This window comes from Candidatus Neomarinimicrobiota bacterium (genome assembly GCA_018651745.1).
GTDB lineage: Bacteria > Fidelibacterota > Marinisomatia > Marinisomatales > TCS55 > JAAZYX01.
In genome coordinates this window covers 60,204-73,459 of sequence record JABIDL010000037.1, presented here as the reverse complement: position 1 = coordinate 73,459, position 13,256 = coordinate 60,204, and the positions used below count along the sequence as shown (strand labels likewise).

Genomic DNA, 13,256 nt, shown 5'->3' with positions numbered 1-13,256 from the left:
ATCTATTTTTAATGAAAATCACTGGAACTTTTATCTGTAAATCGTTGTACTTTTACCCATGATTAATCACACAATCTCAAAGGTCTTTATCACTATGCTGGTTTGTTTTAGCATTGGAGTAGGGCAATACAAACACGATCTAGCAAAACCGGTCATGCCCAACCGCGAAGTTGCAGGACAAACCAACAATTCAAGTTTATTAGATCCTTCACGATTTTCTATGCATCACGGATTTTCAATGTCTTTGATGTCGATGGGTGGAAAACCGTTGAATATGAATACGTATACAAATCAGATGACCTACATGATTTCTGATAAAACTTGGATACAAACAGACATTGCATTTGTATTGCCAAACGGATCTCCGACTTCTTTGCCAAATCAGTCATTACAGCAAAATTTATTTTACCGAGCATCTCTTGGATATCAACCCTTTGAAAACCTACAGTTCAATCTAAGTATTGAAAGAATGCCAACATACCAGAACAAACCAAACTACATCCTCAATCCATTCCACAGACCAGTCTGGTGACACCTCGATCCCGTCGTAAAAAATCCAAACTTTTCTCTAAAAAACCATCAAAAAGGATTAAGGGAAAATCTAAGCAAGGTGCGGTTATCAATTCTGCAATCGCTGTTCTTTCATTATTCTTAATTGCATTCATTTTTTCATTTTCTCAGAGAACAGCTCAAAATGGAGTTTCAATAAATGTTACTTTCCCTGCTCTTCCAGAGCCAAAAACACCACTCGAAATCTATGTTCCTCCAGTTCAGGATATTGAAATAGAAGTGCTAAACGGGTGCGGGAAATCGGGATTAGCAAATAAACTTTCAGACTATTTGAGAGAGAATAAAATTGACGTTGTAAGATCTGAAAATGCTGAACATTTTGACTACACAGAAACACTAGTTATTCTTAGAAACGAGCAACAATCCCATTTAAAAAAAGTTGTTGAAACACTCGGGTTAGGGTTGGATGATCCAAGGGTCAAAATACAACCCGATGAAAGTTCCGATGTATCTATCACTCTGATCATTGGAGGAGATTTTTCATCTCTAGAACCGTTCCTGAATAATTCGGACACTGCCTTTTAATCTTGCCAACTACCTCTGACTCAATATCTATAAAAGCAGACGAACTCGCTGAAACAATCGCCACGTTAGCCCTTAGTAAAAAGGCTTCTAATATCAAACTTATTGATGTGCGCGGTTTAACCAGCATTACGGATTTTTTTCTCATCTGTTCTGCCGACTCAGAAGTTCAAGTAAAAGCCATTGCTAATGCAATCCAACGTGGAACTGCTTCAAAGCCCTGGCGCGTTGAAGGGTATGAACATTCTCGATGGATTCTCATGGATTATATTGATGTAGTAGCCCATGTTTTCACCACCACGGAAAGAGATTATTACAATTTAGAGCGCCTGTGGGCCGATGCGCCACTAAAGGAATTTTTGGATGAACCTGAGAACATATCTATTACATAACCTAAAGGACGCGCTCGAAACCTTTGGGTTGAAAAGTGACGATATTCCCCTTCTTCCAACCAAAGATCCCGCACTTGGCGATTATTCGACCTCAATTGCAATGAGTTTTGCAAAACAGGTTAATAAACCACCGATAGAATTTGCAGAAGAAATAAAGACAGCGCTTTCTATGGATCCGGAAATGGTTTCGTCTGTTACGGTGACGCCACCGGGATTTATCAATTTTTTTCAGAGTGAATCTTACTCGCAATCCGTTCTTCAATCTATTATAACGCAGGGTTCTGCTTATGGAAAAAATCATTCTGAAAAAAAGAAAAGAGCTAATGTAGAATTTGTAAGTGCAAACCCAACCGGTCCGCTAACAGTGGGGCACGGTCGGCAAGCAGTCCTCGGTGATACTATATCAAATATTCTTGAATGGCACGGATACGATGTAACAAGAGAATATTATTTTAACGATGCAGGGCGTCAAATGAGGATTTTATCAGAGTCCGTACAAGCGCGATATTTCGAACTTTTAGATCAACCATTTGTCTTCCCGGAAGATGGCTATCAAGGATCTTATATTAAAGAAATTGCTCAATTAATTATTGATGATCATGGAAATAATTTAGAGAAAAATTCTTCGGAATTTCGAGTTGTACCTGAAAAGTATATTTTTAAAGATATAAAATCATCTTTGAAATCTATTGGAATAAGTCACGATATTTTCTCAAATGAAAAATCATTTTATGATTCAGGTGCAATTAAAAAAACAGTTGAAGCATTGCGGGATAAAAATCTCGTGTATGAAAAAGATGATGCCACTTGGTTGAAAACAACATCGTTTGGAAAAGATCAAGATCGAGTTCTAATCAAAAGCAGTGGTGAGCCAACGTATCGCCTTCCCGATATTGCTTATCATTGCAACAAACTCGACCGCAAATTTGATTTACTTGTGGATATTTTTGGTTCAGACCACATGGACACATATCCAGATGTGCTTTCAGCGGTTGAAGCGCTTGGGTATGATATTTCTCTTATTAAAATTCTTATTCATCAATTTGTTACCCTATTAAAAAATGACGAGATAGTTAAAATGTCCACACGGAAAGGTGATTTTGTAACGTTGGAGGAGTTAACCAATTCGTATGGATCTGACGTTGTACGGTATTTTTTTATAATGCGCGGAATGAATTCTCATCTGAATTTTGATTTGGATCTTGCGCAAGATCAATCTGAAAAAAATCCAGTTTTTTATTTGCAATACGCCCACGCTAGGATTTGTAATATCATTAAAAGAGGAAATGCTGAAGAAATCACGACCAAACGTGATGCTGATTTCAGCTTGCTAACCATAGGCGGAGAAAAGGAATTAATTCGAAAACTGGATCAATATCGACATATCATGCAGTCTGCTTACGAAACACTCGAACCCCAAATTGTTGTTAATTACCTTCAGGAACTCGCAGGATGTTTTCATAAATTTTATGCAGAATGTCGAGTGATTACAGATGATAAAAATCTATCTGAAGCCCGGTTAGGACTTATAGAATCCGTAAAAATTATCTTAGCGGCTGGGATGCAAATTCTTGGGGTATCAACTCCGGAACGAATGTAACCGATGAATTTATTTAATACTGAACTCGAATTTTTCCTACTTTGTTTGTCAACGTTATTTCCTCTTGTCAATCCTTTGGGAATTACACCCATTTTTTTATCAATGACAGAAGGATATAATCACACCGATAAAATTTCCATTGCTAAAAAAGGTGCAATGACCGGTTCCATTACCTTGATTGTTTTTGCGTTATTCGGATCTGTTATTTTCACCTTTTTTGGAATCACGATCGAAGCATTTCAAATTATGGGGGGCATCATTTTCTTTCGCACCGGATTACATATGTTAGATGCTAAAGTAGGTAGAACAAGAACTACTGTGCAGGAACAAAAAGAATCTATCACTGCAAGTGAAATTGCCTATACACCGGTAGGAATCCCGCTCATCACAGGTCCCGGTGCCATAACCGGCGCAATGCTGTTGTCCGGACAAACACAAACACCCTATAATTTTGGTACTTTAATTTTTGCAATTATACTTGTAATGGCTACCGTTCTATTCATTTTTTTGGGAGGAGAAAAAATTACTCAACGGTTTGGTGTAACCGGCATGAGAATTATTCAGCGAATCATGGGACTAATTTTGATGGTCATCGCAGTACAATTTGTTATTAATGGCATTACTGTCGTCGTAAGTAAAATATTATAAAATAAGAGAGGCGGTTATATTGGGATTGCTGGTGTTAAGTAATCGCTATTTTTTATTCAGGAGATGTTCCCCCATAAATTCTTTTGCAAAAATAAATGCAGCTTCCCGACTTTCAGGATTTCCACCGTGAGTAGGTCCTCGTTCGGCACAGAATGCCAGACCAATTTTTTGGAGTGTAGGATTTGTCATTGGAATATCTAGAAAATTCATAACAACAGCTCCATCTGCCTGCATTTTCAATCTACAATCCGTAAAACTGTAGCCCACTTCATTCACCACCGGCTCTTTTGCACTATCGAACGAATGATGAGAATCTTTATATACCGTCAGGCCAATATTGGCACCGTTCGCCAACATTTCAGGAATCAATTCTTCGCAGGCGGCGGCAGGAGTCCAGTTATCTAGGTCTCCAATAAGAATATGCATGGGCGCATCAGTAAAATCTAAATTTTCCGGCACAATAAAACACGGCGGATAAAAAGCCAAATGAGCTGCAAACGTTAAAGTTGAATTCATTACATTTTTTGCTGGTAGCCATCCAGAAAAAAGAGTAACACCACCTCCAAGGCTCCATCCGGTAATGGCTACTCGATCCTTATCAATTCGTGGATCATTTGCCAATGTTTCAAATGCACGATAAACATCAAGCATCATAGCTGCGATGGTAACCTCAACCTGTGAGCCCACCGTAGATTCAATATCTCGGCTGGCAAAACTTTTGACTTCGAATGTTGCTATTCCCATGTCGCGGTACATCTGAAGAAATTTATAATGATGATCAGACCATCCTAAACTGCCTGCCACTCCGATAATTAGAGGAATTTTTGAATTCTCCATTTGTTTCGGCATTTTGAGAATACCATAGACTTCCTGAGGCTCTTGCTGATCTAGAGTAGAAATAACATCCTTAAACCCAAAAGGATTTGCGCTGGTAAAAGTGATAGTTTCTCCCTCGCTTGCAAATAGGAATGAAATGAAAATACTTAACATAAACAGTTTTCTCATAAAATATGCTCCGATTGTTCAAAGAAAATAATGAAACCCTAATTCAATTCATAATAATCCAAACTTAAAAGTTCTCTTTTTCGCGCCGAATTATAATCCGGGTGATTTTCAGTATTAATTAAGTCAAAATCCCCAAGCATTCGATACACTCTTGAATTTGGAGTACGATGCTTTTTTAAACGGGTGGTTAAGTTATTGGTAATACCAATATATCGTTTCGGGATCAATCTACTTCTCAATATAACCAAACTAATTTTCATCTAATTAGCCTACGGGAGGCGGGCTTGCCCGCCGGAACGGAATGAAAGCGAACATGTTCGCTTGAATGAAGTGGAGGCGGGGAGATTCGAACTCCCGTCCGAAACAAGTTTCAAAAGATCTTCTACATGCTTAGTCGCCTGGTTAAGTGTTGCTGAAATGCGATCCAGGGACCCACGCATTTCAACCGAAGCCTGAAGAATTCTCAGTATGTCGGATCAGGCGCTCAACATACCCAGCCCGTGTAATCGACGCCCTTGAGCCTGCCCACAGGCGGAACTGACTCAGGACGGGCAACTTTATTGCTTAATTACTTAAGCTGCTGCCATGTAGCCGTAATCGGCATTTATGGTATTTCCAGGTTGATTTAAGAGGACCCTGGGACCTCTGCATGCCGTTCTAAAGAACTCCTGTCCCGTCGAAACCGGTCGCCCCCATGTCAAAAAACAAATAAATTTACAACCAAAAACGAATCAAGCCACAGACTACGTTTCAAATTGAAATGCATCCTGCGGCTTGGTTCAAATTGGAGGCTCTCAACGCCAACCAAGAGCCTTCTTTTTTTCAAATACCAACCTCTTTTGTTATGCAACTCTTTATGATATGCATAAGTGAGGCATAACAAAAGTAAGAGCCGGAGTCATTTGGAGCAAGTGCAAAAGAATAAAAAAAACAAAAAATTTGAGTTCTGTTTATTTTTTAATACAAACTAATTTCCAAACCCTTAAAAAGCCCGTGTAGCTCAGTTGGTAGAGCAGGTGACTCTTAATCACTTGGCCGAGGGTTCAAATCCTTCCGCGGGCACAATTGAATTCCCTATATTCTTTTCAAATGATTTTCTAGTATAGATGTAATTTCTCTGCTACGTTTTATGAATACCCTTAAAAAAACAATCGTCCTTTTAAGTGGTGGGTTAGACTCCGCCACCTGTTTAGCAATGGCAATGAATAACAAATATTCTGTGTATGCGCTTTCATTCAATTATGGTCAAAGGCATAAATTTGAAATAACTTCTGCGAAACGTATTGCAAGCAAATACGCTATAGAGAAACATAAAATAATTGATATAGATTTGACTACCTTTGGAGGATCTGCTTTAACAGATGATATCGAAGTCCCACAACATGAAATGGTTGATGATATAACAAATGACATCCCTGTAACCTACGTTCCCGCTCGCAATACAATTTTTCTTTCTTATGCTCTCGCCTGGGCAGAAGTGCTGGAATGTTATAACATTTTCATTGGCGTCAATGCACTGGATTATAGCGGCTATCCCGATTGCAGACCTGAATACATAGATGCATTTCAGACAATGGCAAACCTTGCAACAAAATCTGGAGTAGAAGGAAGTGAATCCATACAAATCCACACTCCCCTTCTCCATCTCACAAAAGCACAAATCATCCAAAATGGAATCAAACTCGGCGTGGACTACAGGCTCACTTTTTCCTGTTACAATCCTGACGAATCCGGAACGTCCTGCAGAAAATGCGATGCATGCATTTTGCGCCTAAAGGGATTTAAAGAAGCCGGATTATCCGATCCAATATCCTATCAGTCCTGATAAGATGAGTTACAAGGTTAAAGAAATTTACTATACAATTCAGGGAGAGGGTTTTCATACTGGTCGAACGGCTGTATTCTGCCGATTTTCTGGCTGCAATCTGTGGAATGGACATGAGAAAGACAGAAAGGATGCAATGTGCGATTTTTGTGATACAGATTTTATCGGAACATCCGGGCCGGGTGGTGGCGTGTTTGAATCTGCTGAGGACCTTGTCAAATCTGTACAAAATAAATGGCCCACAAAAAAATCAACGAAACCGTTTGTCGTTTGCACCGGCGGAGAGCCATTATTGCAAATGGATGATGCATTGGTGAATGCTTTTCATGATTCCGGCTTTAACATTGCGGTTGAAACAAACGGCACCTTAGTGCCACCTCTTGGCATCGACTGGATTTGTGTCAGCCCAAAAATCAATGCAAAATTTATTTTAAGAAGGGGAAACGAATTAAAAATAGTGTTTCCTCAAGCAGATATGAATCCCAAAGATTTCGAAAAACTAGATTTTGAATATTTTTCCATTCAACCGATGGACGGTCCAAACTTGGAACAAAATATTGATCTTGCTGTAGAATTTTGCCTAAATCATCCCCATTGGCGGTTGAGCCTTCAAACTCATAAATTCATAGGCATTTCTTAAGGATTAAAATGGAAGTATATAAAGAAGTCAGATTTGAGGCTGCGCATTTTTTACCGAATTTGCCGGAAGATCATAAGTGCCGGCGGATGCATGGACATTCGTTTAAAATTCGAATTTCCATTAATGGCCCTATTGAAAAACATTCCGGCTGGGTAATGGATTTTGCCGATATCAAGAAAGTGTTTGACCCAATTTTAAATCAACTTGACCATAGCTGTTTAAATGATATTGACGGCTTAGAAAATCCATCTAGTGAAAATTTGGCAGTTTGGATTTGGAATAATTTAAAACCAAAACTTCCATTATTATCCGGGATTGAAGTGAAAGAAACCTGTTCAACCGGATGTATTTACCGAGGAGAATAAACCATGACTAAACCCGAAGGGCGTACATTTGATTTTGAAAGCGAAGATCAAATCCGTCCCGATTATCTTGAAACATTTGATTTTGAAAGCGAAGATCAGTATATCTGTACTGAAAACAGTGAATTCAGTGCAGTGTGTCCATTTAGTGGACTACCCGACTTGGCAGATGTTATTATTGAATATTTTCCAACTGGTGGGAAATGCATCGAGTTAAAATCATTAAAATATTATTTTATTAGTTTTCGAAATGTGGGGATTTATCAGGAAGCTGTAACCAAACGGATTTATGTTGATTTAACATCAGCTTTAGGGACCGACAAATTACAAGTTACAACGATTTACAATACAAGAGGGGGATTCGACACAACCTGCATTGAAGGAGGCTTAGAATAGTCAAAATTTTAATCTATTCTGAGAATAAATTACTGTAACTTTCGCCCCGATTTTGGAACCAGAATCAGAGCCCGTAGCTCAGTTGGTAGAGCAGCGGCCTTTTAAGCCGTTGGCCGAGCGTTCGAGTCGCTCCGGGCTCACTACCCTATATTTAAGCCTATATTTTTTCTATACTAATATGGAAGAATAATGAATTTACGCTTAAGCAAATGCCTATTAATCCTATTTGCCTTTTCTGACTCAATGTCTGGACAATTTTTAGACATGGCAGACGTGGTGGATGTGAAATTAGTCAAAACTTTTGATCAACGTTTGGGTTCAACGCTAAACCGAAAATTCGATATTTCAATCGAAAATATTGATCCTGGTACAAATGGAATTCTCATTAAACTTCAGGGATCAAAATTTCTGACCGTCCAAATGAAATTTATGAATTCTAACGATCTTTTGTCATCTGAAAAAACTGCTATTATTTATCCGGAGCCATTTTCAGATCGATTATTAGCCGTGTATAAAGGAATAGAATTCTCTAAATCCAAACACATTGAAATCACAATAATTTCTGATTTTGAATTCCAAATTTTAAGCACCGGGTTTTTGATTCCGGAACAGGAAGAAATAATTGATTCTTTAAAACTTTTACACAAAACTACGATATCTCATATCCTAAAACCGAGCATCATATCGCGAGAAGAATGGAATGCCAAGCCACCTCAATTTGGTTATTCTTCAATGCCTTATTATGATAAACTAACGCTTCACCACGCAGCAGGGTTTTCAGCAACAAACATCGAAGAAGGAATCGTCCAAATGCAAGCCATTCAAGAATTACATCAGGATGTTCGCGGTTGGTCAGATATCGGTTATCATTTTGTTGTGGATAAGGGCGGTAATATTTATCAGGCAAGACCAGAAACTGTGCTCGGCGCGCACACGTCTGGTGCAAATACCGGGAATATCGGAGTGTGCGTGCTTGGGTGTTATCATCCACCTGAAACATCCTATTTTTGCTATGATGAAATGAGCGACCCAACCCGTGAGTCAATTACAAAATTGTATGCATGGATTTCAGAACAGTATGGTTACGAAAATCCACATATTCTTAAAGGGCACCGAGATTATTACGATTATCAACACACAGCATGCCCGGGTGATAATATTTGGGTTCTTCTCCCGGAACTTCGAGATGAAATCTCATTATATCTTGAATTCGGTGATATGCCAAGGTCTTTAGTACTTCATCAAAATTATCCCAATCCTTTTAATCTCAACACCACCATTCCATTTGATGTATCTATAGAAGAAAACGTAACAATTCAAATTGTAGATATTTTAGGACGCACCATAAAAACACTAACAAATTCCACCTATGAACCGAGCTTTAACTATGAAATAAAATGGGATGGAAAAGACGAAAATGGAAAACGGATGAGTTCGGGATTATATTTATACCGCATCCGATCAAGCGACCAGTATCAAGCAAAAAAAATGATCCTACTTTGGTAATGGTTTACTAATTACCTGGAATTATTTGGTGGGATTATGTAAAATTTGAATTATTTGTTTATCTGCATCAAGTTCGGCCAGAATACCTATCGGTAGGGAAATATTGTATTTATGATGCCCGATGGGGAAGTTGGCAAGAACCGGCACTCCAAGATGTGAAAAATATTGTTCTAATACTTCCATCATACTAAAACTATTTTTATCATCGGGTGGTTCATCTGCCCTTCTAGTAAATTTCCCCAAGATAACTCCTTTAAGATTGTCAAGTTTTCCTGCTAATCTTAATTGAGAAAGATACCTGTCGATGCGATACGGCGCTTCGCCCACATCTTCGATAAATAGAATTTTTCCATCGGTTTCAATTTCATACGGTGTTCCCATTAAAGTATTGATCAATGATAAATTCCCACCAATAAGCTCTCCCCTTCCTTTCCCGCCGTGAAGTGTGATAATGGATTCATCAAGATCAAATGGTTTTACATCGATTATGTATCCATTTGGATTATCCTGTTCAATAGCTTTCCAGAAATAATGATCTGAAACCGGTGAAAGGTTTCCAATGCTCCCTAAACCATACATCGGACTTGGTGTATGAAATGTAATCAGTTCTGCCATTTTGTTAATCGCTAAATGCAGCCCGGTAATGTCACTAAATCCGACCAAGATTTTTGGATTTTCTTTGATCATATTAAAATCAATTTTATCTAAAATCCGAGTTGTCCCATACCCTCCTGTGCCGGGGAAAATTGCTTTTACATTCGGATTCTTCCAAGCGTCCATAAATTCTTCTACACGACGATCATCGGTCCCACCTAAATATCCATGAGAACGCAATAAATCATCTGCATACAAAACAATATATCCACGCTTTTCCAATCTTCGCTTTGCCCGCGAAATTCGTTTATTATCTAATCCCCCAGAAGGAGCAACGAAGATAATTGTATCCCCGGGAGTTAGTCGATTGGGAATTTCTTCTGCAAATAGACAACAAAATAAGAAAAGGAAAACAAGAGTTACTTTATATTTACTGAGAATTAAGAAATTATTCCGCACAGGTGATTTTAATAAATAATCCTCAATCAAAACAGATGAATAATAGGTATAATAAATGATTATGATATGGATTTCGGTCAAATAAAGTTCGTACATTTCTGTTATGTTGAAAAATCTTATTTTTATAACGGCAGTTGCCACCAGCCCCATCATTGCCCAATATGCTTATGATGAAATCTTGTTTGTCCCTTGGGGGATTGAAGATTCAACAATTCAAATCAAGGATATACCTGGGTTTAGAATGGGGCCAACATCCTTTTCTGTAGTTGGTCAAGACGTTACAATAATAGATCCTATTGCCAAAATTCAAAAAATATTCAAACACACTAAACTTGTTAAAACCGAACCGCTCAAACAATCACGAATTCTCCAACCACCTGAAAAAGATGCTCAAGGAACGGTTGTCAGAAATAATGATCATACCCTCCAAATTACAGGAAAAGATTTTTCTTTTTCGATTATTCAATCTAGCGTCATTGGATCGGGAAACTATCTTGGTAAAAATGCAGAAGGTTTCCATTATATTTACGTAGAAACCATCACAAAACAAATTCCATTAGACGTAAAAAGATCCATTGGCTTGTACAATTCTCACGGAGTGGCGCACGCTATTTTTGAAATTCCAAACGTAGATTTTACTCACATTGAAAATCCATTTTACATTGACAGTGCCGGTAATCTTTTTATAATGAATACAAGAGAATCTGGCGTAACCATCAATGGATGGATTCAAAACGGGAAGGAATATGAAAATATCCCTATTTATTCATTCCCGGATTATTTATGGGAAGGGATTCATTATAATAAATCGCCAAATCTGTTCCCGGAGCCTGAACCGCCTCAAGAAGATGATAGAGAGTCTATTATTTATCCGCAAGTAACACCGACGGAAGCATTGGCAATGGCGGATGCTTATGTGAGTTATAGCTGGGATGCTGTCGCAGAGAACATTACCGGTGGTCCTATTACCGATCCAAATGGCGTAACAGTAGAAACGCCGAGCTGGATACAAGTTGGTACCAATTATCATGCGCCTTATCAATGGGGCGGGTTTTATACATTGGACGGATTTAATAATGGAATAAGTAATGGAAAATATGCAGGAGACAACGCAACAAGTTGTTCTGTGAATTATTGTGTTAGCGATTATGCTGTTGGAGTGGATTGCTCCGGTTTTGTTTCACGATGTTGGAATTTGTCATCGCATTATTCTACAGCTATGATGGACGATGGCATAACGATCGCTTATACCAATTGGAACGATTTGGGTCCGGGCGATGCCATCCATAAAGTTGGGCATGTCAGAATGGTCATTTTGCGAAATACAGACGGGACTTATTTAACTGTGGAGGCATCTGCAGCGGATTGGAAAGTTAGCTACCGAACCTATAATTTGAGTCAATTGACAGCTTATACACCAAGATATTATGTAGGCATGGAGGGCAACCCGGCGACAATTCCACGAACTGATATTCATTCAGTCGTTTGGACAGATAGCATTGCATTGCAATGGAATATTCAAGACCCGGAATCAATTTTCGGGTTTCATATTTATACTCAAAATGGCGGAGATTTGTGGAATATTCTCAATGAAATGAGCTCAGATAAATCATATTTAACTCTTTCCAATGAAAATGAGGTTCCAGCTTTTTATAAAATAACTAGCGTTTCAGCAAATGATAGTATAACTGAAAGTTTTTCTTCAGATATCTATGGCACATTTCAATCTGGCGAATCGGGCAATATATTAATAGTGGACGGGTTTGACCGAACGAATGGCAGTTATGCACTTCCGTATCACAATTTTTCTAAACGGATGGGTTTGGCGATCCAACCCTGGGGATATTCTTTCGACACTGCAGATAATGATGCCATCATTTCGGACTCAGTTAATTTGAATAATTATACTGCAGTTTTTTGGCTTTTGGGTGATGAAAGTACGGAGCATGAAACATTTAATGCTGTTGAACAAAATAAAGTGAAAGATTATTTATCTCAAGGTGGGCAGATTTTTATTTCAGGTTCGGAAGTAGCTTGGGATTTGGATGAACAGGGCTCGTCCTCAGATCGCAGTTTCATTCATGATTATCTAAAAACTGATTACAATGTAGATGATGCCAATTCATATACCGTTCATGGCGCTGAAAGTACCGTTTTTAATGGACTAACCCTTCATTATGATAATGGAAATTATGGCGTGTATCCTGAAAATTATCCGGATGCTTTTTCATTAATGGGAGGGTCAGAATCTGCATTGCTTTATGCAAATGGATTGATTGCGGCAACCCAGTTTATCGGACCTGTCCCAGGGAGCCAGGAAAATGCACGTGTGGTTTTAATGGGTTTTCCATTTGAAACAATATATAATGATCAGGAAAAAATTAATTTGGCAGGGCGGATTTTGAGCTTCTTTGGATTTAACGTTCAGTTAACTAATGATACACCAAACATGCAGCCAAAACAGTTCTCTCTTTATCCGAATTTTCCAAACCCATTCAATCCAACCACCACGATTCGATTTGATATTCCTGTAGGGGCGAGACATGACTCGCCTCTACAATTGAACATTTACGATATTGCCGGTCGTTTGGTTGCAACATTGGTGGATGGGTGGCTTAATCCTGGAATCCATGAGATCCAATGGAACGGTTCTAAGCAAGCCAGTGGGGTATATTTTGTTGAAATGGTTAGTGGCTCATTTCGTGTGGTGCAAAAAATGATGTTACTGAAGTAAATT

At 38.6% G+C, this 13,256-nt stretch carries 14 protein-coding genes, 2 tRNA genes and 1 other RNA gene; 13 read left to right on the top strand and 4 right to left on the bottom strand.

Annotation, left to right across the window (positions count from 1 at the left end; genetic code table 11):
- Window positions 1-58 precede the first annotated feature (58 nt).
- The 5 genes from HOD97_07195 to HOD97_07175 are packed head-to-tail and all read left to right on the top strand — an operon-like array spanning window position 59 to window position 3,732.
- Window positions 59-532 carry a hypothetical protein gene (locus HOD97_07195; GenBank protein MBT4281379.1) on the top strand — a complete coding sequence of 158 codons (474 nt, stop codon included), beginning with the start codon at window positions 59-61 and terminating at the stop codon, window positions 530-532.
- Complete coding sequence (locus HOD97_07190; GenBank protein ID MBT4281378.1) at window positions 529-1,095, top strand: LytR C-terminal domain-containing protein; 567 nt, start codon at window positions 529-531, stop codon at window positions 1,093-1,095. Before HOD97_07195 ends, HOD97_07190 begins: the two co-directional genes overlap by 4 nt.
- Before the next feature lie 29 nt (window positions 1,096-1,124).
- The gene (gene rsfS, locus HOD97_07185) at window positions 1,125-1,484 is read left to right on the top strand and encodes a ribosome silencing factor (protein ID MBT4281377.1); all 360 of its coding nucleotides are present in this window, start codon (window positions 1,125-1,127) and stop codon (window positions 1,482-1,484) included.
- Window positions 1,456-3,084 (top strand): arginine--tRNA ligase, encoded by a 1,629-nt coding sequence (locus tag HOD97_07180; protein MBT4281376.1) that lies wholly within the window; start codon window positions 1,456-1,458, stop codon window positions 3,082-3,084. Before rsfS ends, HOD97_07180 begins: the two co-directional genes overlap by 29 nt.
- Window positions 3,085-3,087: 3 nt before the next feature.
- Entirely contained in the window at window positions 3,088-3,732 is a 645-nt protein-coding gene (locus HOD97_07175; protein ID MBT4281375.1) for an NAAT family transporter, read from the top strand.
- Between the two features lie 45 nt (window positions 3,733-3,777).
- On the opposite strand, the gene HOD97_07170 is transcribed toward HOD97_07175, so the two are convergent.
- The 3 genes from HOD97_07170 to ssrA all read right to left on the bottom strand — a co-directional run bounded on the left by HOD97_07170 (window position 3,778) and on the right by ssrA (window position 5,431).
- Window positions 3,778-4,737: a hypothetical protein gene (locus HOD97_07170; protein ID MBT4281374.1), complete on the bottom strand. Its 960-nt coding sequence runs from the start codon at window positions 4,735-4,737 to the stop codon at window positions 3,778-3,780.
- Between the two features lie 38 nt (window positions 4,738-4,775).
- Window positions 4,776-4,997 (bottom strand): GIY-YIG nuclease family protein, encoded by a 222-nt coding sequence (locus tag HOD97_07165; protein ID MBT4281373.1) that lies wholly within the window; start codon window positions 4,995-4,997, stop codon window positions 4,776-4,778.
- A 68-nt stretch (window positions 4,998-5,065) separates the two neighbouring features.
- Window positions 5,066-5,431: a transfer-messenger RNA gene (ssrA, locus tag HOD97_07160) on the bottom strand.
- Window positions 5,432-5,726: 295 nt separating this feature from the next.
- On the opposite strand from ssrA, the gene HOD97_07155 reads away from it, so the two are divergent.
- From HOD97_07155 to HOD97_07125, 7 genes are all read left to right on the top strand, one after another.
- Window positions 5,727-5,799, top strand: a tRNA-Lys gene (locus HOD97_07155).
- A 67-nt stretch (window positions 5,800-5,866) separates the two neighbouring features.
- A complete protein-coding gene (queC, locus tag HOD97_07150; GenBank protein MBT4281372.1) occupies window positions 5,867-6,562 on the top strand; it encodes a 7-cyano-7-deazaguanine synthase QueC in 696 nt (231 codons plus the stop codon).
- 4 nt (window positions 6,563-6,566) lie between these two features.
- Window positions 6,567-7,202 (top strand): 7-carboxy-7-deazaguanine synthase, encoded by a 636-nt coding sequence (gene queE / locus HOD97_07145; GenBank protein ID MBT4281371.1) that lies wholly within the window; start codon window positions 6,567-6,569, stop codon window positions 7,200-7,202.
- Window positions 7,203-7,204: 2 nt separating this feature from the next.
- Window positions 7,205-7,567, top strand: coding sequence for a 6-carboxytetrahydropterin synthase QueD (gene queD / locus HOD97_07140; protein ID MBT4281370.1), 363 nt, complete (start codon window positions 7,205-7,207; stop codon window positions 7,565-7,567).
- Window positions 7,568-7,570: 3 nt separating this feature from the next.
- On the top strand, window positions 7,571-7,960 hold the full coding sequence (gene queF / locus HOD97_07135; GenBank protein MBT4281369.1) for an NADPH-dependent 7-cyano-7-deazaguanine reductase QueF: 390 nt from the start codon (window positions 7,571-7,573) through the stop codon (window positions 7,958-7,960).
- A 67-nt stretch (window positions 7,961-8,027) separates the two neighbouring features.
- Window positions 8,028-8,100: transfer RNA gene (locus HOD97_07130), tRNA-Lys, on the top strand.
- A gap of 49 nt (window positions 8,101-8,149) precedes the next feature.
- On the top strand, window positions 8,150-9,466 hold the full coding sequence (locus HOD97_07125) for a T9SS type A sorting domain-containing protein (GenBank protein ID MBT4281368.1): 1,317 nt from the start codon (window positions 8,150-8,152) through the stop codon (window positions 9,464-9,466).
- Between the two features lie 21 nt (window positions 9,467-9,487).
- Here the strand turns inward: HOD97_07125 and HOD97_07120 are convergent, their stop codons facing one another.
- Window positions 9,488-10,600 (bottom strand): LD-carboxypeptidase, encoded by a 1,113-nt coding sequence (locus HOD97_07120; protein MBT4281367.1) that lies wholly within the window; start codon window positions 10,598-10,600, stop codon window positions 9,488-9,490.
- A 22-nt stretch (window positions 10,601-10,622) separates the two neighbouring features.
- On the opposite strand from HOD97_07120, the gene HOD97_07115 reads away from it, so the two are divergent.
- Window positions 10,623-13,253, top strand: coding sequence for a T9SS type A sorting domain-containing protein (locus tag HOD97_07115; GenBank protein MBT4281366.1), 2,631 nt, complete (start codon window positions 10,623-10,625; stop codon window positions 13,251-13,253).
- Window positions 13,254-13,256: the final 3 nt, after the last annotated feature.

Coding starts and splice junctions, on each gene's coding strand:
- HOD97_07195 (MBT4281379.1), top strand. CDS start 59: ATGATTAATCACACAATCTCAAAGGTCTTTATCACTATGCTGGTTTGT.
- HOD97_07180 (MBT4281376.1), top strand. CDS start 1,456: ATGAACCTGAGAACATATCTATTACATAACCTAAAGGACGCGCTCGAA.
- HOD97_07175 (MBT4281375.1), top strand. CDS start 3,088: ATGAATTTATTTAATACTGAACTCGAATTTTTCCTACTTTGTTTGTCA.
- HOD97_07170 (MBT4281374.1), bottom strand. CDS start 4,737: ATGAGAAAACTGTTTATGTTAAGTATTTTCATTTCATTCCTATTTGCA.
- HOD97_07165 (MBT4281373.1), bottom strand. CDS start 4,997: ATGAAAATTAGTTTGGTTATATTGAGAAGTAGATTGATCCCGAAACGA.
- queC (MBT4281372.1), top strand. CDS start 5,867: ATGAATACCCTTAAAAAAACAATCGTCCTTTTAAGTGGTGGGTTAGAC.
- queE (MBT4281371.1), top strand. CDS start 6,567: ATGAGTTACAAGGTTAAAGAAATTTACTATACAATTCAGGGAGAGGGT.
- queF (MBT4281369.1), top strand. CDS start 7,571: ATGACTAAACCCGAAGGGCGTACATTTGATTTTGAAAGCGAAGATCAA.
- HOD97_07125 (MBT4281368.1), top strand. CDS start 8,150: ATGAATTTACGCTTAAGCAAATGCCTATTAATCCTATTTGCCTTTTCT.
- HOD97_07115 (MBT4281366.1), top strand. CDS start 10,623: ATGTTGAAAAATCTTATTTTTATAACGGCAGTTGCCACCAGCCCCATC.